The organism is Candidatus Litorirhabdus singularis, from assembly GCF_026262625.1.
Classification (GTDB): Bacteria; Pseudomonadota; Gammaproteobacteria; order Pseudomonadales; family Halieaceae; genus Litorirhabdus; species Litorirhabdus singularis.
Genome location: NZ_SHNN01000002.1, coordinates 813,911 through 837,561, shown reverse-complemented (window position 1 = coordinate 837,561; position 23,651 = coordinate 813,911). Strand labels below are relative to the sequence as shown.

At 55.4% G+C, this 23,651-nt stretch carries 26 protein-coding genes; 15 read left to right on the top strand and 11 right to left on the bottom strand.

What is annotated here, in order from left to right; translation table 11 throughout:
• Nucleotides 1-11 precede the first annotated feature (11 nt).
• Together EYC98_RS12235 and EYC98_RS12230 are read right to left on the bottom strand one after the other, a co-directional pair.
• Nucleotides 12-1,304 (bottom strand): spinster family MFS transporter, encoded by a 1,293-nt coding sequence (locus EYC98_RS12235; RefSeq protein WP_279245627.1) that lies wholly within the window; start codon nucleotides 1,302-1,304, stop codon nucleotides 12-14.
• Between the two features lie 350 nt (nucleotides 1,305-1,654).
• Complete coding sequence (locus EYC98_RS12230; RefSeq protein ID WP_279245626.1) at nucleotides 1,655-2,839, bottom strand: acetyl-CoA C-acyltransferase; 1,185 nt, start codon at nucleotides 2,837-2,839, stop codon at nucleotides 1,655-1,657.
• 199 nt (nucleotides 2,840-3,038) lie between these two features.
• Between EYC98_RS12230 and EYC98_RS12225 the strand changes: the two genes are divergently transcribed.
• The 7 genes from EYC98_RS12225 to EYC98_RS12195 all read left to right on the top strand — a co-directional run bounded on the left by EYC98_RS12225 (nucleotide 3,039) and on the right by EYC98_RS12195 (nucleotide 10,550).
• Nucleotides 3,039-3,911, top strand: a complete 873-nt coding sequence (locus EYC98_RS12225) for an alpha/beta fold hydrolase (RefSeq protein WP_279245625.1) — start codon at nucleotides 3,039-3,041, stop codon at nucleotides 3,909-3,911.
• Nucleotides 3,908-6,439, top strand: a complete 2,532-nt coding sequence (locus EYC98_RS12220; protein ID WP_279245624.1) for an AMP-binding protein — start codon at nucleotides 3,908-3,910, stop codon at nucleotides 6,437-6,439. The genes EYC98_RS12225 and EYC98_RS12220 overlap by 4 nt, the downstream gene beginning before the upstream one ends.
• 39 nt (nucleotides 6,440-6,478) lie before the next feature.
• Complete coding sequence (locus EYC98_RS12215) at nucleotides 6,479-7,726, top strand: acyl-CoA dehydrogenase family protein (protein WP_279245623.1); 1,248 nt, start codon at nucleotides 6,479-6,481, stop codon at nucleotides 7,724-7,726.
• A 6-nt stretch (nucleotides 7,727-7,732) separates the two neighbouring features.
• Nucleotides 7,733-8,776, top strand: coding sequence for a phosphotransferase family protein (locus EYC98_RS12210; RefSeq protein ID WP_279245622.1), 1,044 nt, complete (start codon nucleotides 7,733-7,735; stop codon nucleotides 8,774-8,776).
• Between the two features lie 13 nt (nucleotides 8,777-8,789).
• Nucleotides 8,790-9,524, top strand: a complete 735-nt coding sequence (locus EYC98_RS12205) for an NUDIX hydrolase (protein ID WP_279245621.1) — start codon at nucleotides 8,790-8,792, stop codon at nucleotides 9,522-9,524.
• 79 nt (nucleotides 9,525-9,603) lie between these two features.
• A complete protein-coding gene (locus EYC98_RS12200; RefSeq protein WP_279245620.1) occupies nucleotides 9,604-10,119 on the top strand; it encodes an FAS1-like dehydratase domain-containing protein in 516 nt (171 codons plus the stop codon).
• Nucleotides 10,120-10,130: 11 nt separating this feature from the next.
• The gene (locus EYC98_RS12195) at nucleotides 10,131-10,550 is read left to right on the top strand and encodes a MaoC/PaaZ C-terminal domain-containing protein (RefSeq protein ID WP_279245619.1); all 420 of its coding nucleotides are present in this window, start codon (nucleotides 10,131-10,133) and stop codon (nucleotides 10,548-10,550) included.
• Nucleotides 10,551-10,569: 19 nt separating this feature from the next.
• Here the strand turns inward: EYC98_RS12195 and EYC98_RS12190 are convergent, their stop codons facing one another.
• Both EYC98_RS12190 and EYC98_RS12185 read right to left on the bottom strand, forming a co-directional pair.
• Complete coding sequence (locus EYC98_RS12190; RefSeq protein ID WP_279245618.1) at nucleotides 10,570-11,349, bottom strand: SDR family NAD(P)-dependent oxidoreductase; 780 nt, start codon at nucleotides 11,347-11,349, stop codon at nucleotides 10,570-10,572.
• Nucleotides 11,350-11,361: 12 nt separating this feature from the next.
• Entirely contained in the window at nucleotides 11,362-12,138 is a 777-nt protein-coding gene (locus tag EYC98_RS12185) for an SDR family oxidoreductase (RefSeq protein ID WP_279245617.1), read from the bottom strand.
• A gap of 147 nt (nucleotides 12,139-12,285) precedes the next feature.
• Here EYC98_RS12185 and EYC98_RS12180 point away from each other — a divergent pair, with 147 nt between their 5' ends.
• Genes EYC98_RS12180 through EYC98_RS12160 form a run of 5 tightly spaced genes read left to right on the top strand, consistent with a single transcriptional unit; the run spans nucleotide 12,286 to nucleotide 14,940 of the window.
• Nucleotides 12,286-12,564, top strand: a complete 279-nt coding sequence (locus EYC98_RS12180; protein ID WP_279245616.1) for a YkoF family thiamine/hydroxymethylpyrimidine-binding protein — start codon at nucleotides 12,286-12,288, stop codon at nucleotides 12,562-12,564.
• Nucleotides 12,565-12,591: 27 nt separating this feature from the next.
• A complete protein-coding gene (locus tag EYC98_RS12175) occupies nucleotides 12,592-13,230 on the top strand; it encodes a redoxin domain-containing protein (protein ID WP_279245615.1) in 639 nt (212 codons plus the stop codon).
• A gap of 20 nt (nucleotides 13,231-13,250) precedes the next feature.
• Nucleotides 13,251-13,715 (top strand): hypothetical protein, encoded by a 465-nt coding sequence (locus tag EYC98_RS12170; protein ID WP_279245614.1) that lies wholly within the window; start codon nucleotides 13,251-13,253, stop codon nucleotides 13,713-13,715.
• A complete protein-coding gene (locus tag EYC98_RS12165; protein WP_320415554.1) occupies nucleotides 13,712-14,398 on the top strand; it encodes a HupE/UreJ family protein in 687 nt (228 codons plus the stop codon). Before EYC98_RS12170 ends, EYC98_RS12165 begins: the two co-directional genes overlap by 4 nt.
• Complete coding sequence (locus EYC98_RS12160; protein ID WP_279245613.1) at nucleotides 14,395-14,940, top strand: hypothetical protein; 546 nt, start codon at nucleotides 14,395-14,397, stop codon at nucleotides 14,938-14,940. Before EYC98_RS12165 ends, EYC98_RS12160 begins: the two co-directional genes overlap by 4 nt.
• A gap of 23 nt (nucleotides 14,941-14,963) precedes the next feature.
• Here EYC98_RS12160 and EYC98_RS12155 read toward each other — a convergent pair whose 3' ends face one another.
• The 6 genes from EYC98_RS12155 to EYC98_RS12130 are packed head-to-tail and all read right to left on the bottom strand — an operon-like array spanning nucleotide 14,964 to nucleotide 18,572.
• Nucleotides 14,964-15,125, bottom strand: a complete 162-nt coding sequence (locus tag EYC98_RS12155; protein WP_279245612.1) for a hypothetical protein — start codon at nucleotides 15,123-15,125, stop codon at nucleotides 14,964-14,966.
• 11 nt (nucleotides 15,126-15,136) lie between these two features.
• The gene (locus EYC98_RS12150) at nucleotides 15,137-15,715 is read right to left on the bottom strand and encodes a DUF6644 family protein (RefSeq protein ID WP_279245611.1); all 579 of its coding nucleotides are present in this window, start codon (nucleotides 15,713-15,715) and stop codon (nucleotides 15,137-15,139) included.
• Between the two features lies 1 nt (nucleotide 15,716).
• Nucleotides 15,717-16,289, bottom strand: a complete 573-nt coding sequence (locus tag EYC98_RS12145; RefSeq protein ID WP_279245610.1) for a DUF6644 family protein — start codon at nucleotides 16,287-16,289, stop codon at nucleotides 15,717-15,719.
• Nucleotides 16,290-16,292: 3 nt separating this feature from the next.
• Nucleotides 16,293-16,733, bottom strand: a complete 441-nt coding sequence (locus EYC98_RS12140) for a DUF6152 family protein (protein ID WP_279245609.1) — start codon at nucleotides 16,731-16,733, stop codon at nucleotides 16,293-16,295.
• A gap of 1 nt (nucleotide 16,734) precedes the next feature.
• Nucleotides 16,735-17,718: a hypothetical protein gene (locus EYC98_RS12135; protein ID WP_279245608.1), complete on the bottom strand. Its 984-nt coding sequence runs from the start codon at nucleotides 17,716-17,718 to the stop codon at nucleotides 16,735-16,737.
• Entirely contained in the window at nucleotides 17,718-18,572 is an 855-nt protein-coding gene (locus tag EYC98_RS12130; RefSeq protein ID WP_279245607.1) for a hypothetical protein, read from the bottom strand. The genes EYC98_RS12135 and EYC98_RS12130 overlap by 1 nt, the downstream gene beginning before the upstream one ends.
• A gap of 152 nt (nucleotides 18,573-18,724) precedes the next feature.
• On the opposite strand from EYC98_RS12130, the gene EYC98_RS12125 reads away from it, so the two are divergent.
• The 3 genes from EYC98_RS12125 (at nucleotide 18,725) to EYC98_RS12115 (ending at nucleotide 22,326) form a co-directional block, all read left to right on the top strand.
• Nucleotides 18,725-19,846, top strand: a complete 1,122-nt coding sequence (locus EYC98_RS12125; RefSeq protein WP_279245606.1) for an acyl-CoA dehydrogenase family protein — start codon at nucleotides 18,725-18,727, stop codon at nucleotides 19,844-19,846.
• A 3-nt stretch (nucleotides 19,847-19,849) separates the two neighbouring features.
• Nucleotides 19,850-21,076, top strand: coding sequence for an acyl-CoA dehydrogenase family protein (locus tag EYC98_RS12120; RefSeq protein WP_279245605.1), 1,227 nt, complete (start codon nucleotides 19,850-19,852; stop codon nucleotides 21,074-21,076).
• Between the two features lie 161 nt (nucleotides 21,077-21,237).
• Complete coding sequence (locus EYC98_RS12115; RefSeq protein ID WP_279245604.1) at nucleotides 21,238-22,326, top strand: 3-ketosteroid-9-alpha-monooxygenase, oxygenase component; 1,089 nt, start codon at nucleotides 21,238-21,240, stop codon at nucleotides 22,324-22,326.
• 18 nt (nucleotides 22,327-22,344) lie between these two features.
• Here the strand turns inward: EYC98_RS12115 and EYC98_RS12110 are convergent, their stop codons facing one another.
• Nucleotides 22,345-23,616 (bottom strand): serine hydrolase domain-containing protein, encoded by a 1,272-nt coding sequence (locus EYC98_RS12110; protein ID WP_279245603.1) that lies wholly within the window; start codon nucleotides 23,614-23,616, stop codon nucleotides 22,345-22,347.
• Nucleotides 23,617-23,651 lie beyond the last annotated feature (35 nt).

Here is a 23,651-nt window from a genome sequence, read left to right as displayed (position 1 = left end):
GCGCCAGACCGTTAGTCTGGCGCAGCAGCCAGGTCCTCTCGCACGTTTCTGCCAGCCAGTACAAAGTGACAGGATGACCAGAACATTACCACTGGTATAACGTAGAGCATGGCATAGCGCAGGGACTCGCCGCCAAGACTTGGCTGCAACGCGTCGCTGAGCACGCCGATAAAAAACGGTCCTGCCCCGAGCCCGATGATATTCAGGATGAAGAACAATATAGCTGAGGCAGTGGCACGCATTCTCAGACCAACCAGCCCGTGCGTGGTTGCCAGGGTATTACCCAGGTAAACGTTGTGCAGCAGCCCCGGCACGACCATACATGCCAAGGCCACATAGGGGTCATCAACGATATACACCAGCGCCATGAAGGGTACGCAGATGAAGCCTGCAATTGCCGGTAGCCAGGTGTACCAGCGTTTATCACGCGGTGCCAGCTTGTCTGCGAGCAGAGCACCGAAGAACACGCCAATCGCGCCACAAAAGCCTATGATGAGCGCTAGCCAGGTGCCTAGCTCACCGGTAGTCATCTCGTGCGTTCGAATCATGAAAGAAGCGGTCCAGCTACTGATGCTGTAGCCGCAGAAAGCGTTTAGGGCCGCGCCCAATGACAGGTGTATAAAGCTTTTTCGGCTGGCCAATAGCGCCAATATTCGTTTCACTGGAACTTTCTCGTCGGAGACTTGGCGCTTTTCTGCGAGCCCGCGCACCGGTTCCTTGACGGTCGTCCAGACGATTAATGCGAGCAAAATACCGGGCAGTCCGACGACCATGAATGCCACGCGCCAGCCAAAAAACTCGTTGAGCCAGCCGCCAAATAGAAACCCGAAAAGAATGCCGAAGTTGACGCCTGTGGAATAAAAGCCCAGAGCACTGGCTCTCTTTTCCGCTGGGAAGATATCTGAGATTATCGAGTGTGAGGGTGGGCTGCCGCCGGCTTCACCGATACCCACACCGATGCGTGCCAAAACCAACTGTGCGAAGCTCTGGACCATGCCGCTAAGCGCCGTCATAAAGCTCCAGATAAAAACCGCTCCGGCAATGATGTTGCGCCGATTCGAGTGGTCCGCCCAGCGCGCAATAGGTATACCAGCGGTTACGTAAAAAAGGGCAAAGGCGAAGCCGGTTAGCAAACCGAGCTGGCTATCACTGAGACTGAGGTCAAGCTTAATAGACTCCTGCAGAATACTCAGCAATTGACGATCAATGAAGTTGAAGCTGTAGACTACGGTGAGAACACCCAACGTGTAGTAAGCAGTTTTTCTCGAGACTTGAGCAGATTCGACAGGCTTTTCTTCAGCCATCAGGTATTCCTTAACGCTTATTTTTATGTGCCCCAATATGTCCTATGAAGCTGTTAAGCGCAAGCCAAAACGTGAGTGATGCCCAGCTCTAAGCAGGTGCATGCAGGCAGAAAAAATCGAGTGTAAGTTACGGGATTATGTGTGGCTGGTAAGCGTTTAGGGATTAGCCTTCGCTTATACTAGTACAGGGCCAGTAGTTGGTGAAAGCAGCCGCACTCGCATGCAAGGCGCGTTTCTTGCAGAAAAACTTTAGCGGGCTTCGGGCCGTTGTTGAGCCCTAAAGAGTGAAACCCGCCTCAGTCAGTCCGTGTCGCGGTGCCGTTCAAGGCCACCGCGACTAGTTTGTCAGCTTAAGAGTTTATCTCGAACAAGCCAGCAGCACCCATGCCACCACCGATGCACATAGTGACAACACCGTAGCGTGCGCCGCGGCGGCGACCTTCTATCAGCAGATGACCGAGCATACGTGATCCCGACATGCCAAAAGGGTGGCCGATGGAAATAGAGCCACCATTGACGTTGAGCTTGTCATTGGATATGCCCAGAGTATCGCGTGAGTACAGTACCTGTGAGGCAAAAGCTTCGTTAAGCTCCCACAGATCAATGTCGTCGACCGTGAGGCCGGCCTGCTTCAGCAGCTTAGGTACTGCATAGATAGGACCGATACCCATTTCATCAGGCTCACAACCGCCTACCGCAAAACCGCGGAACGTGCCGAGTATGTCGAGTCCACGCTGTTCTGCCAGTTTGCGCTCCATCAGAATTTGCGAGGAGGCGCCGTCTGATAGCTGCGAAGCGTTACCGGCAGTAATAAAGTTCCCTTCACCGCGCACTGGGCCAAGGCCAGAAAGACCTTCCAGAGTAGTGCCTGGACGGTTGCAATCATCGCGATCGACAACAGTCTCATGCTGGGAAACCTCGCCAGACTCTTTATCGGTAACATTCATGATAGTGCTGACAGGAATAATCTCGTCATCGAACTTGCCAGCCTCTTGGGCAGCGGCTGTGCGCTGCTGGCTTTGCAGCGAGTATTCGTCCTGATACGCGCGAGCCACGTCGTAGCGCGATGCTACTGTATCAGCGGTTTCGATCATGGGCATGTAAATGCCAGGCCAGGTCGCCATCAGCTCGGCGTCAACGACATGCTTTTTGTTAGCGAAAGGCGCAACCATGGAAATGCTCTCTACGCCGCCAGCGGCCATCACGTCAACGCCCTCAGCGATGATACGGCCAGCAGCCATGGCGACGGCCTGAAGGCCAGAAGAGCAAAACCGGTTTACGGTGGTGCCAGAGGTAGAGGCCGGGCAACCGGCCATCAGCGCAACGTTGCGGGCGACATTCATGCCGGTAGCGCCCTCGGGGTTGGCGCAACCATATATCACGTCATCGACTTCTGCGGGGTCTACGCCAGCGCGCTCCATGGCGGCCTTCAGCGTGGGCGCAGACATGCTGACGCCGTTGGTGTTGTTGAAACCGCCGCGGAATGATTTGGCCAAACCGGTGCGTGCTGTTGATACTATGACTGCTTCTCTCATGCTATTTCCTCGGTAACCACAGAATAACTAGGCCAGATTGAATGTAACGACTCGGGCGCAGGGCGCACATTGTAAGCGCGAGCTGCGCTGTTGACCAGACCCAGCGACAGCGGGGATAGCAATGGCTGCCCGCAGCGTTTATTCTTTGCGGCTGTTTAGAGCTTTGGTGTCAGCCACCGCACCCACATTGGAGTCCGCTATGGATGCTGTTCCAGGTCCCAGTTCACACAACTATTTTAGCCAGCGCCTGCGTTTGCATTACGTCGACTGGGGCAATCACGAGGCGCCGCCGCTGCTACTGATACACGGGGGTCGTGACCACTGTCGTAATTGGGACTGGGTCGCGCGGGAACTGCGCCGTGATTACCATGTTATTGCACCGGACTTGCGCGGTCACGGCGATAGCCAGTGGATAACGGGTGGTACCTACACAACACTTGACTATGTTTACGATATTGCGCAGTTGGTGCATCAGCTGGGTCTGGCACCGCTTAAAATAGTGGCGCACAGCATGGGCGGCAATATCGCGCTGCGCTATACCGGCATTTACCCCGGCAAGGTTGAAAAAATTGTCGCTATAGAAGGGCTAGGCCCGTCGCCCAAAATGCTTGAGGAAATACGCAAGCGTAAGGTCGAGGAGAATATGCGTGGCTGGATCGGCCAGATGCGCAAGCTTTCAGGTCGCCAGACACGTCGCTATCCGTCGTTGCAAGAGGCTGCAGCGCGAATGCAGGATGCCAACCCGCATCTTTCCAGTGAGCAGGCTTGGCACCTTACCCTCCATGGCGTAAATCAGAATGAAGATGGCACTTTCAGCTGGAAATTCGACAACTACACGCATGGCTTTCCCTCCGTCGGCATGAGCCATGAAGAAACTCAGAACATTCTGGGCAATATTACTTGTCCCACATTATTGGTCTATGGCGCAGAGAGTAACGCTTCTAATCCGCAAGAAGACGGCCGTATTGGCGTTTTCCGCAATGCGCAGGTAAAAAACGTGGCTGATGCCGGACATTGGGTGCATCACGACCAGCTAGAAGTATTTATGGGGTTGCTGGGAGAATTCTTGTGAAGAAAGGTCCATCCAAGGGTTTGCTAGCGGTGACAGCGGTCTTATCAGCACCCCAAGATCAGGGCGCTGCAGGCGACATTGATCCCAAGCAGCGTTTGCAGCAACGTCGCGAGTCTAGCGATGCTGAACAGCCTTTAGTTGATGAGAGTGTGCGGGTTATTCCCCTGCAAGTGGCAGGCTGTGCCGCCGAATGGATTGTGGCGCCGGGTGCGGATGAGAGCACGCGTCTGCTAATGATTCATGGCGGCGGCTTTATCATGTGTGGGCTAAACTCACATCGTAATACCTCGGTTATGATGTCTAAATACGCCAACTGCGCTGTACTGGCAATTGATTACCGGCTGGCGCCCGAAACACCGTTCCCAGGGGCGCTCGATGATTGTGCGGCGGCTTGGGACTATCTGCTTGATAACGGTCCCCAGGGCGCCTCAGAGGCTAGCAGTGCTTACGTCATGGGTGATAGCGCTGGGGGTAACCTTGCCGCCAGCTTGCTGCTGCGCCTGCGTCAGGAGGGCGCCCGCATGGCAAAGGGTGCCATCTTGATGTCAGCGGCGCTGGACCTGACCTGTTCAAGCGATAGTTGGATTACCAATAACGTCAGCGATGTGATGTTGGGCAACCCGGCGCTGCAGCCTGGCGGACCGCTGACGGGTGCTGATCGCGACTGGATTAACTTGTATATGGGTGACGGCGACCCAGCGCAGTCGCTGGCATCGCCGCTGATGGATGACTTGGGCGGGCTGCCGCCGCTGCTCATTATGGTCGGCGAAAACGAGCGATTGCGGGATGATAGCGTGCGCTTTCACGAGAAGGCTATCGCGGCAGGCGTTATCAGTAGACTTGAGCGCTGGCCACACGTCTACCACGCCTGGACCTCTGTGAATGTAGAAGTTCCGGAGGCGGACCTGGCGCTGCGGCGTATGGGGGAGTTCATTAGGCGTGAGAGCTATAAGCAGGTAGCGGCGAAGCGTTTCTCCGAATTCGTTGATTTGTCAGACGCTATGGCGGAAAACGCCAGACGTTGGCCGCATCATCTGGCGGTTATTGAGGGTGAACACCAGCTGAGTTGGGCCCAGTTTGACGAGCAGTTGAATCGAATGGCCAATGCCCTGATAGCTGAGGGTATCCGGCCCAATGATAAAGTCGCAGCGCTGGCGCGTAATTCTTTGGAATACATGGTGGTTATGTTTGGCACATTGCGCGCAGGAGCTTGCATCGTGCCGCTGTCAGGTATGGCGTCTAGCGAAGCGCTGGCGGCGATGATGGACAACTCCGATGCCAAGGTGCTGTTTCTGGAAGCCGGTTACCGGGAACTGATCGATCCGGTTCGTGAGCAGTTAACAGGTGTCGGTGATAACGGTTTTGTCGGCTTTGACTTCGAGGGCGATGGCTGGCAAAGCTACGCCGATTTTATCGCGGGGCACTCCAGCGATCATCCTGGCATTGAGATAGATCCAAGCCATGGCTTCAATATTATCTATTCCTCCGGTACTACCGGTGTTCCCAAAGGCATTTTGCATGCGCGTAGCATGCGTTCCAGAGAGTTTCCTGCGGGCGCCTCAACCGGATACTCGCCGTGGGCGCGAACACTGGTCTCCACGCCGCTGTATTCGAATACGACGATGGCGTCTTTGCTGCCAACCATGGGCAACGCCGGCTGCGCGGTATTGATGCCGAAATTTGATACTCAGCGGTTTCTGGAGCTAGCGGAAGAGCATGCAATTACCCATGCGATGTTAGTGCCCGTGCAGTATCAGCGCCTGTTTGATTTCGAAAAATTTGCCGACTACGACTTGTCCAGCTTCTTGATGAAATACTCCACCAGCGCACCGCTGCGCGAAGATTTAAAGCGCAGAGTCATAACTGAGTGGCCTGGCGGGCTGATCGAGTTCTACGGTATGACGGAGGGCGGCGTCGGCTGCATTTTGCTGGCGCATATGTTCCCGCATAAGCTGCACACCGTCGGTTTTGCGATTCCGGGCAATCAGTTGACGATCGTCGGTGAAGACGGCAATGCTATGCCGGTCGGCGAGGCTGGAGAGATCTACGGCCGCTCACGGAATATGATGGACGGCTACTTCAAGGCCCAGGCAAAAACTGAAGAGTCCTACTGGTATGACGAGGCGGGTCATCGCTGGCAGCGTAGCGGTGATATGGGGCGGTTGGACGCCGACGGCTTTCTGGAGTTGCTCGACCGCAAGAAAGATATGATTATCTCGGGTGGCTTTAACGTGTTTGCCGCTGATCTTGAGGATGTGCTGGTGCGTCATGAAGAGGTTAACGACGTGGCGGTGATTGCGGTGCCATCGTCAGACTGGGGGGAAACGCCATTGGCGATCGTTGAACCAACACCGGGATGCCAGCCAGATCCTGTGGAATTGCAGGAGTGGGCCAATACCAGGCTGGGCAAGGGGCAGCGCATATCCGAGGTAGTATTGATAGAGGAACTGCCACGCTCGACGATTGGTAAAGTTCTCAAACGTGAATTACGCGAGCCCTTCTGGCAGGGCGAGAAAAAGATTTCCTGAAATATTTTAATAAATTAAACATTAACCTGGAGTAATCCGATGTCTCAACCCGATAAAGAACTATTCAATCTTGCCATGTCCGAACAGGCGCAGCCGCTGTTCCATGCGGTGAAAAAACACATTGAAGAAAATGTAGACACTATCGTCGAAGAATACTTCGCCTTGGATAAGGACAAAGAAGATCGCTGGACTTTTCATCCGCGCCAAACCGAATTACTCGAAGGGGCGAAGCAAAAGGCCCGCGAGGCCGGTCTTTGGAATTTCTTTCTGCCGGACTCTGAGCTGGGCGATGGACTGACAAATCTGGACTATGCCTACATTGCCGCAGAGCTGGGCAAGAACCCGCTGGCGTCGCAGTCGCTCAATTGCAGCGCTCCCGATACCGGTAACATGGAAGTACTGGAACGGGTCGGTACCGAAGCACAAAAGGAACAGTGGCTAAAGCCGCTACTGGCCGGAGAAATTCGTTCTGCCTATGCGATGACAGAGCCGGATCATGCGTCTTCCGACGCGACCAATATTCAAACTTCAGCAGTTCTCGACGGTGATGAGTGGGTCATTAATGGCGAGAAGTACTATATATCTGGCGCGGGCGATCCACGCTGTACAATCTTGATCACCATGGTCAAGAGCAGTCCCGACGCAGAGACCTACCGCCAGCAGTCAATGATTCTGATACCCAAGGACACCCCGGGGGTTGAGATTCTGGGCGCGATGGAAGTTTTTGGTGAGGACCACGCTCCCCACGGTCACATGCACATCAAGTTTGATAATGTGCGTGTGCCCAAAGACAACGTACTTTGGGGGGAGGGCCGTGGTTTCGAGATTTCCCAGCTGCGACTGGGTCCTGGCCGCATCCATCACTGTATGCGCTCGATTGGTCAAGCTGAGAAAGCCCTGGACCTTATGGTGAAGCGCGCCAGTACCCGCGTTGCTTTTGGCAAACCCATTGTCAAACTTGGCAAAAACCTGGAAATAGTAGCCCGGGCGCGCATTGAGATTGATGCCTGCCGGCTGATGGTATTGCAGGCGGCCAAAGCGATGGATGTGTTGGGTAACAAAGAGGCGCGAGTTTACGTCAGCGCGGTGAAAGCCATGGTCCCCGAGAAGGTGTGTACCATTATTGATCAGGCAATACAGATGCACGGCGCGACGGGCATGAGTCAGTGGACGCCATTGGCTGCCATGTACGCGAATCAACGGCACCTGCGTTTTGCCGATGGACCCGATGAAGTGCATCACATGGTGGTAGGTCGTAATGAAGTGCGCAAGCACGGCTTGTGGTAGCCGCTAATGAGCACTCAGCAGGCTGAAGGTTATGATATCCCGGCGGTAGAAGCATGGGTCAGTGCCAACGTGACCGGGCTAACAGCGCCGTTTAAGTGGACCAGGTTAGAGGGCGGGCACTCTAATCTGACCTATCAGCTGGAGGATACTGCAGGGCGACTTGCTGTGGTACGACGGCCCCCGCAGGGCGAGTTGTTGCCCAAGGCGCATGATATGAGTCGTGAGTGGGCCTTAATCTCAGCGCTGGGGCCAACGCCGGTTCCAGTGCCTGCGGCTTTAGGCTTTTGTGAAGATACTGAGGTTACGGGTGCCTGGTTTTATCTAATGGGACTGATCGACGGCCGGCCGCTTTACAACAGTCGGCAAACTGCTGATTGGGTGCCTCCAGAACGCCGCGAGATTTTGGCTTTTTCCTTCATCGATACGCTAGCTGAACTGCACGCACTGGATCCCGACGAGATTGGTTTGAGCGAGCTGGGCAAAAAGGAAAATTATGTCGGCCGACAACTCAAAACCTGGTATCGGTCGTGGAATTCCTCGATCGATGCAGCGCAGCATGATGATCCGCGCGCGCACAGCCTGCAGACTTTCTTTTTAGAAAATATGCCAGAGCAGGGGCCGGCGCGGGTGGTGCACGGTGACTACGGTTTTCACAATGTATTGATTGGCGCTGACTCAACCATCGCCGCGGTAGTGGATTGGGAAATATCGACCCTGGGTGACCCACTGGCCGACCTCGCCTATGCGCTCAACCCCTGGCCTGAAGATGCCGCGGATATTGCCGCGAGTCCGGATGCAGCAACCTGCGTGCCGGGATTTCCGGCAAAAAGTGCGCTGGCGAAGCGCTATGCTGATCGCACGGGCCGTGATCTGGGTATGCTGGATTTTTATATTGGATTTAACTGCTGGAAAACCGCCGCGATTATTCACGGCGTCTACGCACGCTACATGGCCGGCAATAAGAGCACTGACGGGGTCGATTTGGTGGCACTGCGCGAGCGCATAGACGCTTCACTGGCTGCAGCAGAGGAGGCTATTAGCCGTCTTTAGAGACGCTGCCGTGATGAACAAGAAAACGCCTTACGATCCGCGCTATATAGCTGGCAGTGAAATTCGCTCGCGGGGGCGAGCTGTGCGCCCTAAAGATGCGGCTACGCTTATTTTAGTACGGCGCGACGGTGAGCAGCCTAGAATCTTGATGGGCAAGCGTTCTGCCGGGCACAAGTTCATGCCCAATAAATTTGTCTTTCCCGGCGGTAAAGTCGATGTCGGCGATGGTCGCCTGCGTCCTCCACATGACCTGCATCCGGCTGTGATGGCGCGTTTGACGCGCGGCTGTTCGCCGACTCGAGCCCGTGCTCTGGCAATGGCTGCGATTCGGGAGACTTACGAGGAGACCGGCCTGATATTGGGTGAGCCAGACACACCAACCCTGCGCAGTCGCAGCGAATCATGGCGACAATTTTTGCGCTTTGATATCAACCCGCGGCTGGATAGCCTGCAGTATATCGCTCGTGCGATCACGCCTCCGTATCGCAGTAAACGCTTTGACGCGCGTTTTTTTATGGCGGATGCCGATCTGATTCAGGGTGATGTACACGAGGCCCCTGAGGGTTCCGGTGAGCTATTAGGTATTCACTGGGTGACGTTGGAAGATGCTCGGGCACTGGAGCTACCCAATATTACGCGCATGGTGCTGACGGAAGTTGAACGCCGACTTGATCAGCAGCACAGCAATGATGCAGCCGGTCCGTTCGTCTATTTTCAGCATGGTAAGCCGGTGACGGATCAAGTGTAGTCCATGCCAGCAGTAAGCAGAGAAACCGTTTAAGCAAGCAGTTAAATAAGCAGTTAAAAAACCATAGGAGTTAACGCTAATGGCGATAGACAAGTTTCCGGTTGAAGCCAGCCACATCATGATGTTCGCGCGTTCAATGGGTGATGAAAACCCCCTGTATCATGACAGCGAATACGCCGCCGGCACTGAGCCCGGAGCCATCATTGCACCGCCTACGTTTATGCAGGCCAGTGCACAGTTCGATCCCAACTATTTTTTGCGTCCTAAACCGGGCAAACCATGGTTTGGCTCTGGTAAAGAGGCCACCACGCGCACGGCATCTATCCCGGGTAATGATGCTGACACAGACGATAAAAAGTCAGGTGGTGGCGGTATCCTGCACGCTGAGCAGCGCTTTGAATACCACCGTCATCCGCAGGTCGGTGACACCTTGCACGCCAAAGTGCGTACCGGCAAAACCTGGGAGAAAGAGGGTAAGCGTTCAGGCAAGCTGCGTTTCACTGAAACTATTACCGAGTACTTCGATCAGAATAATGAATTGTGTGTGACTGCTACCGGCGTGGGTGTGACTACTGAACGCGCCGTCGATCAATAGGGGAATAGACCATGAGTTTACGCGCAGAAAATTTGACCCCGGGCAGCAGCCACAATGCGAGCCTGGTTAGCGATCTTAAACGTACTCAAATTGTGCAGTACGCCGGTGCCTCCGGTGACTACAACCCTCTGCATACTGATGAAGTGTTCGCCACTGAAGTGGCGGGTTATCCCAGTGTCTTCGCCCACGGTATGCTGACCATGGCTATGACAGGAAAGATGCTCACTGACTATGTGGGTGATGGCCGCTTGACTCAGTTTGGCGTACGTTTTACTAATCAGGTGTGGCCGGGAGATGATCTGGAAGCGACCGCCGTGCTGCAATCAATTGAAGAGCATGACGGCGTCAAGCTGGCAAACTTTGAAGTCACCACCACTAACCAGGACGGAGCGGTGGTGCTAAAGGGCAGCGCTCAAGCCCGGGTTGACTGAGACGGGACAAGCGCTATCGCTAGCGCGTATTCTGGCCGTCGTCTATTTTGATAAAGGTACCGGTCACGCACTCGGAGGAGGGTGAGACCAGGAACAGCAGTGTGCTGTCCATTTGCTCGGGCTGGCAGATGCGCTTGCGCGGGAAGATATCGCTGAAATCCCCGGTGCGTTCCATCATGCCCTCTAGCATCTCGGTGGCAAATGCACCGGGCGCGATGCAGTTGACGTTGATGTGGAAGCGCGCCCACTCCATGGCCAGCGCTTCAGTCATACGTACCAGCCCCGCCTTGGTGGTGGAATAGAGCGCAGCGGCGGAGTCCGGGCTAGTTACGAAGGCGGCAATAGAAGCCACATTGACCATGTTGCCCGACATTTTTTTCTCAATCAGTCGTCGCGCAATTTCTGTCGACAGAATCCAGGGTCCGGTCAGGTTGGTCCCAAACACATTGTCCACCAGTTCATCGGACATTTTGATAACGCGTTGGGCGTCGGGTATGCCCGCATTGTTGATCAGAATGTCGATGGTCCCCAGAGCAGCTTCGGCGACGCTTACGCCGGCGCGAATAGAGTCGCGATCCGTCATATCCATGGGGATTGGCTCACAGGTGCCGCCGGCCTCGCGAATCTCTTGTGCCAGTAATTCAAGCCTTTCGACCCTGCGCCCGGTAATCGCCACGCTGGCGCCGCATGCCGCTAGCACCCGCGCAAAGCGGGCGCCCAGACCAGAGGTAGTACCCGTCACCATAGCCACACGACCGCTGAGGTCGATGGAGAAATTAGGTGTAGTTGGTTGTTGCATGGCTGCTGCCCCCTAAGTCAGTGTGGTGCCGCCGTCGATGGCGATAATCTGACCGGTAATAAAGGCGCCTGCGTTACTGGCCAGCAATAGGGCGGCGCCCATGATATCCGGGTCTTCTCCCCAGCGGTGCAGGGGGATAGCGCGGAGCTCTCCCTCATATGAGGCTGTGTCCGCTTTGGCATAGTCAGTCATGGCCGTGTGGAAACGCCCAGGCGCTATTGCATTGACTCGAATATTCCGTTCTGCCAGTTCGGTGGCCAGGTTACGTGTCATCTGGTGGACCGCAGCTTTGCTGGGAGCATAGCTGAACGTATCGGTAACGCCTTTAATACCGGCTATGGAGCCGATGTTAATAACACTGGCGGTATGCTCGACGCTGCCGCCGGCACTTAATAGGGGCAGTAGAGCCTTGGTCAGGAAGAAGGGTGTCTTCACATTGAGGTCCATGACTTTATCCCAGCCTTTTTCAGGAAACTGGTCCAGCGGCGCTAGCCAGCCGACACCGGCGTTATTCACCAGTACGTCAATCGATTCCTCACGGTCGCTGAGTTCAGCTACCAGCCGTTCAATTTCCGCCATCTGGCTGATATCGCCCGGCAGTGCGACACAGGCGCCGTCAGCGGATAACTCTGCAGCAGCCTGCTCGCAGGCTTCTGCCTTGCGCGCGGTAATATAGACACGTCGTGCGCCTGCAGCCAGAAAAGCTTTTGCCATGGCATAGCCGAGCCCGCGAGAGCCGCCAGTAATAACGCAGGTCTTGCCCTGCAGCGAAAATAATTGTTCCAGCATGTTTTTGAAAAGCCTCTCGGTAATGTGGATGGGTTAGTTTGTTGCCGATGTTAGATGCGCTATATTGGCACAAGTTGCCCTGTTGTCGGCAATTAAGTGGGCCATTAGGTCGGGAAGTAGGTTGCAAATGATACGAGAGAAAGCGTCATGAAACTCACTGTAGAAATTAGCTTGTATCCTCTTAATACCGAGTATATACCGGTTATCAAAGACTTTATCTCTGATATCAGTGCGCATGAGGATATTGAGATTTATACCAACGCCATGAGCACTCAGCTGTGCGGTGAGTATGCTCGAGTGTTTGAGATTGTGCAGACCGGTCTGCAGCGCAGCTATGAAACCCATGGTAAGCAGGTGCTGGTATGCAAGTTCATTGTTGGTGACCTGGATATTGGTCACTGGAAACCGGAGCTGAATCAGCGCTGAAAGCCCATTTTTAGGCGGAGACAGATTATGAGAGAGCGATCGAACGGGCTTTGGCACTGGTTGATAGCTGCCACCGTGCTGCTGATGGGCTTTTCTGGCACCTCTGTGGCCTCCGGAGATAAAGATATTGTCGGTCTGCAGGTAGACAATTTTCGCTTACAGGATCACACCGGGAAACTTCACGAACTCTATTCCGCTAACGCGGGGCCGGCGGTGGTATTGATGAGCCAGGGTAATGGCTGTCCCATCGTGCGTAACGCGATGCCCGCGCTGAAACAACTGCGTGACGAGTACGCGCGCTTTGATATTCCCTTTCTGCTGATTAACGCTAACCTGCAGGATAATTCGGCCAGCATTGCCGCTGAAGTCGATGAGTATGATTACGCCATGCCAGTACTGGTGGATGGTGATCAGAGTGTCGGTGAGGCGTTACGCCTGAGTCGCACTGCTGAAGTTTATGTGATTGAGGTAGCTACGCGTACGGTGGTGTATCACGGACCTATCGATGACCGCCTGACCTATCAGGTACAGAAAGGCGCTGCCAAGCATCATTATCTAGCCGATGCTCTGGATGCGGTGCTGGCGGGTGAGACGGTGGCGGTAGCGGATGTGGACGCCCCTGGATGCCTGATTAATTTTGCCAACCGCGATGGTCTCAGCCGCTGATCGACAGTGAAGGAAACCCTATGAAGATAATTGTTCCGCTGCTATCGCTGTTGCTTTTGAGCGCCTGCGGTCAGCCGGCTGTGCCACCGCCGGTAGCGAAGTTTCAGCCAGTTACCGATATACACGAGACCATGCTGTGGATACTGGACCCTGCCGCCGACAAAATCTGGGACTCAGCCGGCACCATCATTACCGCTGAGGGGCGCACTGAACTTGCGCCCACCACCGATGAGGGCTGGCAGGAAGTGGTGCAGGCCGCCGCCGTATTGGCAGAAGCGGGCAACCTTTTGATGTTGCCGGGGCGCAGTGCCGGCGCTGACTGGAACGAGTATTCCGAGGGTCTCATCGGCGCCGGTCAACTGGCGATAGCTGCCGCGCAACAGCAGGACTCAGACGCCTTGTTTGATGCTGGCGGACGCATCTATCTGGTGTGCAAGGCCTGCCACGACCAGTACTGGATCGAGGGGAAAGGCGCTCCGGAATGAAGCCCAGGTCAGCGGCGTACTGGGTCGGGCTGGTTTCACTACCGGCTGCGTGTCTGGCAGTGGGACATGACCTCTCGGCAGATAATGCGCGCTATGTGATGGCGCTTGAGGGCGCAGCTGCCGGTCCCTTTTTGTACCTGGGTGCCAAGCATATGTTCACTGGCTTCGATCATCTGTTGTTTTTGACTGGCGTGTTGTTCTACCTCTATCGTCCGCGCGATATCGTGCTGTACGTAACCCTGTTCACTCTCGGGCATAGCCTAACCTTGCTGCTGGGAGTGGCCGCAGGGTGGCGCGTCAGCAGTCATCTGGTAGACGCCATTATCGGCTTGTCTATCGTGTATAAGGCTTTCGAAAATATGGGCGGCTTCAAGTGGCTGCTGGGGTTTGATCCCAACCCCCGGGTAGCGGTATTGGTCTTCGGGCTCTGTCACGGCCTGGGTCTGGCCACCAAGCTGCAAGACTACGTAGGTAACGGCGACGGGCTGTGGGTAAATTTGTTGAGCTTTAATCTAGGGGTGGAGTTGGGGCAAATGCTGGCGCTGGCTTTATTGCTATCGCTGTTATTACTCTGGCGTGGTCGGGCAGGATTTCCGGCTCAGGCTTTTGCCGTTAACGCGGGCCTACTGTGCGCCGGTCTGGTATTGGCGGGCTACCAGTTTGCCGGGCTGTATTTTGCATGACTAACGTGGCACCCCAAAAAATTCTAGTTGCCTCGTTGACGTCGCTGGTCTTCGCCGGTCTGATTCTGGTGGCGGTTGTGCTGCCGGCCGAGTACGGTTGGGATCCGCTGGGCAGCGGTCGTTGGTTGGGGCTCATGGGCTTTGCCCAAACCGATGTCAATCCGCTGCAGTCGCAGTCGCTCGAGTGGCTTGAGGACAGCATCAGCTTTGAGTTGCAGCCGTTTGCGAGCGTGGAGTACAAGTATCGGCTGGAGCAGGGCGCTACTCTGCTGTATCGCTGGCAGGCAACTGGAGAAGTTGTGGCAGACATGCACAGCCAACCGGACGGCGCGTCTGAGGGTTACGCTGAAAGTTTTGCACGCTTCCGCGCGCGCTCTGATCAGGGTGGCTTCACCGCACCGTTTACCGGTATTCATGGCTGGTTTTGGCAAAACCGGGGTGCGACCCCGGTAACTATTGAACTGCAAGTGAATGGGTTTTTTGACTATGCGCTGGAGATGAATGCTGGACATAGCTTCCGCTACGAATTTGAGGCCGATTAAACTATCGGGCAGCCTGCGGCGTGTTAGCCATAGGCCAGCTTCAACATGGCCCTGACTTCAGCTATTTCGCCGAGCCAGTAGACAACAAAAAAAGCAATGACTGCTGCGCTGGCAACCAGCGCTGCTAACTCCAGGTCACGGCTAGCAGGCGGTAGCGTATTAGTAGAGGCTTCATTTGTGGTCATACCCTGTCTCCTTAGCCTGAAAAGCCGATCCAGCGTCCGGCGGCGGCAACCGTGAACCAGATCATCAGTGAGGCAGTGCCGGTCAGTCGCAAAGTCCACGCGTTCAGCTGATCGGGCTGCGTTGTTAACAGCGGCTTTCGAATGCAATAGGCAAACAGTATGCCAGTGCCAAGCGCCAGCATCTTGTACCAGAATACCGGCATGTAATAGATTTTCATGGCAACGCCGCAGGCCATGAACAGTCCTGTGCCGAGCAGTAGCATTAGCCCCCAGAAGAAGCCGCGCTGGGCGCCGCGCTGAATCTCTGCACAGGAATAGTCGGTAAACCAGAGCCCCAGAAGACGGCCATCGCCAATAATGACCGCGCCGCCGAGCACGGCAAGTCCGACCAGATGCAGGGCTTCAACAATAGCAAAGGCAGCGCCCCAGGTTTTACCAATGTAGCCAAATACTGTGGTTTCACTCCACGCAAAAACTGCCTCCAGTGCTTCCCAACTCGCTATTCGCAAGTCGGATAGGGCGAATACGGTGGTGATAGCAATGACTGCGACAGTCATCAGGGTGCGAGTATAAGCCGTGAGGAGGGACATGTTAGAACTGCTCCTGGCCATTGATGCAGCCAACAAATGCGCTGATCAATGGCGCTGGATTCTTGCTGCAGTCAAACCAGTCATAGGCGATCAAACGTCCGCAGATCACCACACCGACCCAGCAGCCGATCGACATCCACGCGCCACGGCGGAGGCTTAGCGGCGCCTTAACGGCGTTGTTCCAATCGGGGCCGGCGTTGCGCAAGTGTCTGTGAAATACCAGGGCGTTAATAAGGGCGGCCAGCAACAACAGTAATTTGATGCGCAGCCAGAGGCTTTGCGAGCTGCGTACTGGTATCGCATAAAACAACGCCATGCCCGTGATAAACATGACGGCAAAGCCGAGGAACATGGGCGTTTGCAGGCGTTGCGCCAGCCGGGTTGCGGGCAGGTTGGTAAACGCCAAGCCGAGCATACGCAGGTCTATCACCAGCAGTAGTCCCAGTGACAAGGTTAGTGTCAGAACGTGTGTGGTTTCCACCCAGTTATAGACATAAAAGGATTCATGCATCGAGGTGCTGGCAGCCGTGTTGTCCAGCCACAGCGCGGCTTGGTGAATCAGCTCATTGAGCACGCTCTAGCGGTCTCTGGGGTCAGATCCATCCTTGGGTGCTCCGGTGCCGGAAGAACCCATAAAGGCCTTGCCGCCGCCAGGCAGTGTGATATCTCGGCCATTGGCTTTGCAGGCTGGCTCGCAGCTTTTGTTTTTGGCCTGATAACCACGCACATTGATTTCACTGCCGATGGGCAGAGAGTTACGGTTGATACCGGCGCGCAGCAGGGTGTTGGGCGTACCGCCCTCGACCATCCAGGCCACGGTGGTGCCATCCGGCTGTTCAGCGGCGAGATGAATCCAGGCATGTGGATTAATCCACTCGATTTTGGTGACTTTGCCTTTCAGCGTAACCGGTGCCTCCTTATCAAACTCAGCGGAGAACGCATGATGCGCTACTGCCCGCCAGGAAACGATGAGTGCCAGCGGCAGCGCCAGAGCAATCACGGCAGTCGTTTTACGCATATCAGTCTTCCTGTTCTTTTTGTCGCGCGCCGTCGAGAATATTGGGCAAGGCGTAGTTGCCCTCATGGCAGGCGTACTCGTAAATGGGACCGGCGCTGCGACGCAGGGTTAGCTCGCCGCGCCAGTCTTCAGTGTACAGCTCTGGATCAGAAACCGTAAATTCGTAGACGATTTCGTTCTCGCTGATGCGGGTGAAGCGCTCGATAACGCGGGTATCAGTTGCCATCATTAGCTGGTGTTTGATGGCCAGACGCATGAATTGCTGCGGATGGAACTGCGTGGTCTCCACAACGAGGGTGTCACCGTCCCAGTGCCCCAGCGAATCGCCCAGCCACGGTTTTATCTGCGGCGGCAAAGGCTCGCCACCAAGCCTGATATTACGCACGTTGTGGTTCATCTCCACCAGAATTCCAACGTGGCCGGGGGATTGCATAAACTGGTAGTTATTGTTGTAGAGCACTGGCAGCATCGGTGGCCCGCCGGTTGATCCAAAGCCAACCGTGCAGCGTTCACCTTCGGGGCGTTCCTCCGGGTTGTTTTCCCGGCTCAGCATTTTGTAGGCGTTCCAATAGAAGCGCAGCTGGCTTTTCAGTGTGTAGGGGATTTCTCCTTCTTGCGGGTAGACAATAATAGAGCTGCGGGGCTCTCCTCGAACGCGCAGAGCTCGAGTGCCGGGATCCATCCAGAAGCTGTTATAGCCGCCTACATCGCCACCCGCTTCAAGGTCGCCATCAGCAATGTTGTCAATGGCCTCCTGTAAGTCCTCCATGCCCTGTTCAACCGCCAAGGCCTGCTCCGGTGTTAATACCAGCTCCGACAATTCATCTGGCCGCTCCAGAGTGGTGACGGTAGCCGTGGTCCAGATGCCCTGAAAGTCCGGGTCACCCCAGGGCAGATGCTGTAATTGCCACGGTTGGGAATGAGCCGAATTAGCTACTAATGTGGCGATGAAAAAGAGTACCCACTGAGTCATGGCGTGTGTCATCAGTCCAAGGGCTCCTTGCGCAGGTGCCCGTACATTAACTCTTCGACAAACTCGACGCAGTTAAACTGCAGCAGTTGGTCGTCGCGACCGACGCGCTTATAAAGAGGCATGCTCATCTTCCAGGGGCGTTGGTAGACACTGGAATCTTCGATAGTGACTTCATAGTGCAGGGTATGTGCACTGGTGCGGGTGAAGCGCTCGGTAATCTTCGCGCCAGCGCTGGCGAAATTTCCCGCACGATCGAGCCAGCTCTGGCCGTTAAGGCCCTCAGTATGCACAACCAGAGTGTCCCCATCCCACTCGGCCCAGGATTGCCCCATCCAGGAATCAATCGGCGCTGGCCCCGGGTCACTGAGGGCGATGTTGCGCACGGCGCCGGCGTATTCATAGGAAAATACCAGCACATCCTGATTGTGGTAAATCTGGAAAGGGAAGGGCATGTATGTGGCGCGCGGTACGCCCGGCAGATAACATTTAATTTCCGGGTCTCGGGTTAACCAGTTGGCGGCATTTTCGTCACGCTGTTGGCGTGCCGCGTCGGTATAGGGAATAGCTCCACCATCTACCACACCAAGCCCCGCTGGCACAGCGCCCACAGCGCCTAATGCCACAAGCTCCTTGGCCGGAACCGGCACTACCGGGCCTTCGCGCATGGCCAGCGCCGCTTTCGGCCCGTGTGGTTCCAGATTGAAATTGGCACGATTGAGGACTTGCCAGACGCCGTTTAAATCCGGCTTTCCCGCTGCAGTCCGCGGTGCGTCGTCGGCGCTTGCCAATGTCGTCAACAAGACGCTGGCTGAGGCTATTATCGTGAGTACGCGCCGCAGTGCAGCAGATATTCTGGACAAGTGCATGTTATTTCTCTTATTCACTGGTTTTGCCAACAGGAAATAAACTACAGTAGAGTTTACGCTGTCAACTCATTTAGGTTGATCAAAGGCTGACACACGCTAAGATATGGCACCTGATTTTCCGCCCGCCTAACTAATAAGGAAGCTTTAACACTATGAATTTTGAATTTTCTGATGAGCAAAATTTGTTGCGCGAACAGGCGCAGCGGTTTTTGAGCGAACAGAGCCCTCTCAGTACCGTGCGCGCTGTGCTGGATGACGCTGACGTGTCTTGTGACAAGGCTCTATGGCAAGCCATTTGTGATCTTGGCTGGACTGGAGTGACCGTACCGGAATCCTACGGTGGTCTGGGGATGGGTTATTTGGAACTGTGCGTGCTGGCAGAAGAGTTAGGACGCAGTCTGGCGCCAACGCCCTTTGCCTCATCGGTCTATCTGGCGACTGAGGCGCTGATTCGGTTTGGCAGCGAGGCTCAGAAGCAGAAGTGGTTGCCGGGTCTGGCCAGTGGAGAAGTGGTCGGCACCGTAGCGGTTGCGGAAGGCCGTGGCGCACCTCAGGCAGATGCGCTTGCTGCGTTTTACGCAAATGGCACGATCACTGGCACTAAACTACCTGTGCCTGATGGCGATGTCGCCGATATAGCGATTGTGGTAGCGAAGGATGGCGCTGGCATCTCGCTGTGCCTGGTGGAACTACAGGGCGATGGTGTAACGCGCAGCGTGGTAGCAAACCTTGACCCCACGCGCTCACAGGCTTGTGTTGAGATGACCGGTGCCAGTGCTGAAGTGCTTGGCGCAGGCGGCTCGGGTTGGGCGCAGTTGCAGGAATTGTTCAACCGCGCCGCGGTTTTGTTTGCTTTTGAACAGGTCGGTGGTGCTCAGGCATCATTGGATATGGCCAAAGAGTACGCTCTGGGACGCTATGCATTCGGTCGTTCTATCGCCTCTTTTCAAGCGATAAAACACAAGCTGGCGGATATGTATATTGCCACCACTTTGGCCCGCTCTAACTGTTATTACGGTGCCTGGGCACTGGCAGAGGACGCCCCAGATCTGGCGTTGGCTGCAGCAACGGCGCGCGTGAGTGCAACCAAGGCATTTCATGAATGCTCAAAAGAAAATATTCAGACTCACGGTGGTATGGGCTTCACCTGGGAGTTTGATTGTCATATGTACTATCGCCGTGCCAAGGCGCTGAGTGTCAACCTCGGCAGCCTCTCCAGTTGGGAAGATCGACTGGTTAACGCACTTGAATCCCGTATCGCTAAGGAGGCCTGAATCATGAATTTTGAAGATACCCCACAAGAAGCCGCTTTTCGCGCTGAAGCTCGCGCGTTCTTGTCTGCCAATGCACAACCAAAAACCGATACTGCGCCGCATCAGGAAACTGAAGCGGAGTATATTCTGCGGGCCAAAGCCTGGCAGAAGCTTAAAGCGGACCACGGCTGGGCCTGCCTGAGTTATCCCAGTGAATACGGTGGTCGCGGTGCTACGTCCATGGAGAACATCATCTGGGGGCAGGAAGAAGGCAAGTTTGATGTGCCGGTAGGCCCTTATGCCATCGGCTTGGGTATGTGCGGCCCAACCATGATCGCTTATGCCGGTGAAGAACACCTGAAAGAGCGCATACCGCGGATGGTCGAAGGTGTCGATATCTGGTGTCAGCTGTTCAGTGAGCCGGGTGCAGGTTCTGATTTAGCCAACCTGCGCACACGGTGTGAGCGTGACGGTGATGACTGGATCATCAACGGTCAGAAGATATGGACCTCAGGTGCCCATTTTTGCGATTGGGGCATTTTGGTAACGCGTAGTGATCCCACCGCGGCCAAGCACAAAGGGCTGACATTCTTCTTTCTGGATATGAAATCTCCGGGGGTCGAAATACGTCCGATTAAGCAGATCTCCGGGGACTCCAATTTTAACGAAGTCTATTTTACCGATGTGCGTATTCCTGACCATCAGCGTCTGGGTGCGGTAGGTGATGGCTGGAAGGTGTCGCTGACCACACTGATGAATGAACGTCTGGCGGTAGGCGACGCCGGTGGTGCGGATGCGCCCCATCTGCTGGAGCTTGCGCAGCGCATCATGATCGATGGGGAACCTGCCATTAAGAGCCGTGCAGTGCGCGAAAAACTTGCGACCTGGCACTGCGAGAAAGCGGGCCTGCGCAATACCAAGTATCGGGTTATGAGCGCATTGTCGCAGGGTAAGACCCCGGGTCCAGAAAACTCCATTACCAAAGTGGTGAGCGCCTCCAAGTTGCAGGATGTCAGTAGTTTTGCCATTGATCTGATGGATATGGGCGGCGTTATGTTGGGCCGGGAAGGTCAGGAAGAGTTGGACGGTAAGTTGTTCCATGGCTCCTTCCTGGGCGCTCCGGGTATGCGTATTGCCGGCGGCACCGACGAAATTCTCCGTAACATTATTGCTGAGCGAGTATTGGGGCTGCCCCAAGACGTCCGTGTCGACAAGGGTATTCCCTTCAATGAAGTAGAGCAGGGTAACTAGCCACTGCGCAGCGCAGCGATTGTCGCTGCGCTGCTGATTGCGGTACTTTAAGGGCGACGGTACATCTAATTAGCCTGTGTCTGTCTGGTAGTGGTTATACTGAAGCCACGTCGGGGGTATATTTAGGTGAATAGGTTTCCAATTCTTCTCAGGGGGTTACTTTGAACACTGCCGTGCCAGATCCTTATGTTATTAAAGGCAGCCTGCCCGACCGCTATCCGCGTGGATGGTTTTGTATCGGAGCCGACTACGAATTTACCACCCAACCGACCAAGCTTGATTACTTTGGTACCTCGCTAGTGGCCTACCGTGGTCAGGAAACGGGTCAGCTGCATATTCTCGATGCCTATTGTCCGCACATGGGCGCCAATCTGGCCGGCGAAGGGTCGCAGGTGGTGGGTGAATCGGTTATTTGTCCGTTTCATCACTGGAGTTGGGGCGCAGATGGTTTTTGCAACCACATTCCCTATGCCAACAAAATTCCCGCCCGCGCCCGTATCAAATCCTGGCCGGTGGTCGAACAGAACCAGCTGGTTTTCGTTTGGTACGATCCGGATGGGGGCCCGCCGCTTCCCGAGCAGGAGATACCGCGCGATGAAGAGGTGTTTGAAGATACCTATACACCGTGGGTTATTCAGCGGGTAGTCGTAGAATCCAATTGCCGCGAGTTGATCGATAACATGGCGGACAAAGCGCACTTTGGTCCAGTGCATGGCAGTCAGTCGATTAACCTGTTTCAAAATATCAGTGAGGGCCATCGTTACACCCAGTTGATGAATGGCAGCTCACCCATGGGCGATATGGAGTCGGAGGCAACCTATCATGGCCCGGGTTATATGTTGCACCGGTTGACTCACCATCTGGTCACGGGTGAAACCTCGAAGTTCATGTCATTGGTAATGAATGTGCCTACCAGCATGGAGAGTTTTGAATTTCTGGCGGGTTTCAAGTATCCGATACCGCCGGGAATGCAGGGTAACCCGATGGCACAGATAGCTTACGTAAGACAGCTGATGGAAGACAACCATCAGGGCGTGTTCGCCGACCTGGCGATCTGGAAAGACAAGGTGGTTATCGACAACCCCATTTTATGTGATGGTGACGGCCCGGTAACCAAGCTGCGCCAGTGGTACAACCAGTTTCTGGTGCCGGTGGATGAGGTGCCAGCGGCAATGCAGGAACGTAAGGAATATGACAAGAGTCAGCCGATTACGTTTAATCCGGTACCGGTTGCAGGGCCGACGCACTAAGCATTTGTAAACTCCAGCCTATAGACCCATAAACGCCAAGCCCTGAATCGCATACAGGGCTATTGGTAGGTCGCTGTGGGGTCCCGGCTCATTCTGGGAAAGCACTACGCCTACTAGTCCGGTGCTTGGGCTGACGAAAAAAGTCGTGCCAAAATAGCCGCTCCACCAGAAGTCGCCATCACGGTCGCCAAACGGGGTGGCATCGGCGTCTGCAACAACAGCCATGCCCAGACCCCAGCCAATGCCTTCCAGTCCTTCAGATGCCAAAACGCCGGACGGTAAATGCAATTGACGCATCTCTCGCACTGTCTCCTGCTCTAGAATACGCACGCCTTGATACTCACCCTCGTTATAGAGCATCAGTGCAAAACGTAGGTAATCTTCTGCGGTCGATACGGTCCCGCTGCCACCTTCGGGCCAGGGGGTATCACTGTCCGGCGTTGGCACGGCGACGAGGTCGCCATTCTCAGCTTGGGTGTAAACGGTTGCCAGCTCTTCGGGGGCCTTATCCGCGAAGCGAAAACGCGTATTCTCCATACCCAATGGCAGCCACAGGTTGGCACTGAGGAAGTCATCGAAACGCATGCCGCTGGCTACTTCGACCACCCGTGCCATGACGTCTGCAGACCAGCCATATCGCCAGCGCACACCGGGTTGTTCGAACAGCGGCAGTCCTGCAATATTATCGATTCCGGCGGCCAGACTGCCTCCAGGATGCTGGCGTGGCGCGTTGTTCTGCCAATAGCGCCACAGGTCGGTGGGCTCTGGCTCGCGGCCCGGGCCAATGCCTGCCGCAAACATCAGCAGGTGACGAATTTTGAGTTCGGTAGCGAGCGGCTCGCTGGCGAAATCATGCTCGCCATCGGCACTCTGGTGACGAGCGACGCGACTGACGGCAAAGGCGGGTATATATGTGGCCACAGGTTCATCAAGGCCAATCAGGCCTCGTTCCACCAATATCATGGCGGCCACGGCGGTCATGGGCTTGGTCATTGAGGCGAACCGCATGCGGGTGTCCAGCTGCATAGGTCGCTGCTGTTCGATGTCGGCCCAGCCCGCTGTATTGGCGTAAACTTGCTGGCCATCACGAGCAAAGACTGCGACGTAGCCAGAGCGAGAACCGCTGGCTACCGACGCGCGCATGACTCCGTCAATGGCGACCCGGCTGAGCCATCCCAAGCCTTCACCAGCGACGGAGTTGGGGTTTGCCGGAGGCACTTGTAGGGGTTTGGAGTCTGAGCTGCAGGCCCATAGCACGGGTAGCAGGCAAAGCAGGGCGAGAGTTCTCACAGGGCGGCGCTCTTCGTTATAGTTTCAACAAGGAT

Excerpts from the sequence above, each read along its gene's own strand:
- EYC98_RS12170 (WP_279245614.1), top strand. The coding sequence starts at position 13,251 with ATGAAGATAATTGTTCCGCTGCTATCGCTGTTGCTTTTGAGCGCCTGC.
- EYC98_RS12155 (WP_279245612.1), bottom strand. The coding sequence starts at position 15,125 with ATGACCACAAATGAAGCCTCTACTAATACGCTACCGCCTGCTAGCCGT.
- EYC98_RS12185 (WP_279245617.1), bottom strand. The coding sequence starts at position 12,138 with ATGCTGGAACAATTATTTTCGCTGCAGGGCAAGACCTGCGTTATTACT.
- EYC98_RS12225 (WP_279245625.1), top strand. The coding sequence starts at position 3,039 with ATGGATGCTGTTCCAGGTCCCAGTTCACACAACTATTTTAGCCAGCGC.
- EYC98_RS12210 (WP_279245622.1), top strand. The coding sequence starts at position 7,733 with ATGAGCACTCAGCAGGCTGAAGGTTATGATATCCCGGCGGTAGAAGCA.
- EYC98_RS12175 (WP_279245615.1), top strand. The coding sequence starts at position 12,592 with ATGAGAGAGCGATCGAACGGGCTTTGGCACTGGTTGATAGCTGCCACC.
- EYC98_RS12165 (WP_320415554.1), top strand. The coding sequence starts at position 13,712 with ATGAAGCCCAGGTCAGCGGCGTACTGGGTCGGGCTGGTTTCACTACCG.
- EYC98_RS12150 (WP_279245611.1), bottom strand. The coding sequence starts at position 15,715 with ATGTCCCTCCTCACGGCTTATACTCGCACCCTGATGACTGTCGCAGTC.
- EYC98_RS12230 (WP_279245626.1), bottom strand. The coding sequence starts at position 2,839 with ATGAGAGAAGCAGTCATAGTATCAACAGCACGCACCGGTTTGGCCAAA.
- EYC98_RS12130 (WP_279245607.1), bottom strand. The coding sequence starts at position 18,572 with ATGCACTTGTCCAGAATATCTGCTGCACTGCGGCGCGTACTCACGATA.
- EYC98_RS12195 (WP_279245619.1), top strand. The coding sequence starts at position 10,131 with ATGAGTTTACGCGCAGAAAATTTGACCCCGGGCAGCAGCCACAATGCG.
- EYC98_RS12135 (WP_279245608.1), bottom strand. The coding sequence starts at position 17,718 with ATGACACACGCCATGACTCAGTGGGTACTCTTTTTCATCGCCACATTA.
- EYC98_RS12235 (WP_279245627.1), bottom strand. The coding sequence starts at position 1,304 with ATGGCTGAAGAAAAGCCTGTCGAATCTGCTCAAGTCTCGAGAAAAACT.
- EYC98_RS12140 (WP_279245609.1), bottom strand. The coding sequence starts at position 16,733 with ATGCGTAAAACGACTGCCGTGATTGCTCTGGCGCTGCCGCTGGCACTC.
- EYC98_RS12190 (WP_279245618.1), bottom strand. The coding sequence starts at position 11,349 with ATGCAACAACCAACTACACCTAATTTCTCCATCGACCTCAGCGGTCGT.
- EYC98_RS12125 (WP_279245606.1), top strand. The coding sequence starts at position 18,725 with ATGAATTTTGAATTTTCTGATGAGCAAAATTTGTTGCGCGAACAGGCG.
- EYC98_RS12120 (WP_279245605.1), top strand. The coding sequence starts at position 19,850 with ATGAATTTTGAAGATACCCCACAAGAAGCCGCTTTTCGCGCTGAAGCT.
- EYC98_RS12200 (WP_279245620.1), top strand. The coding sequence starts at position 9,604 with ATGGCGATAGACAAGTTTCCGGTTGAAGCCAGCCACATCATGATGTTC.
- EYC98_RS12215 (WP_279245623.1), top strand. The coding sequence starts at position 6,479 with ATGTCTCAACCCGATAAAGAACTATTCAATCTTGCCATGTCCGAACAG.
- EYC98_RS12160 (WP_279245613.1), top strand. The coding sequence starts at position 14,395 with ATGACTAACGTGGCACCCCAAAAAATTCTAGTTGCCTCGTTGACGTCG.
- EYC98_RS12205 (WP_279245621.1), top strand. The coding sequence starts at position 8,790 with ATGAACAAGAAAACGCCTTACGATCCGCGCTATATAGCTGGCAGTGAA.
- EYC98_RS12180 (WP_279245616.1), top strand. The coding sequence starts at position 12,286 with ATGAAACTCACTGTAGAAATTAGCTTGTATCCTCTTAATACCGAGTAT.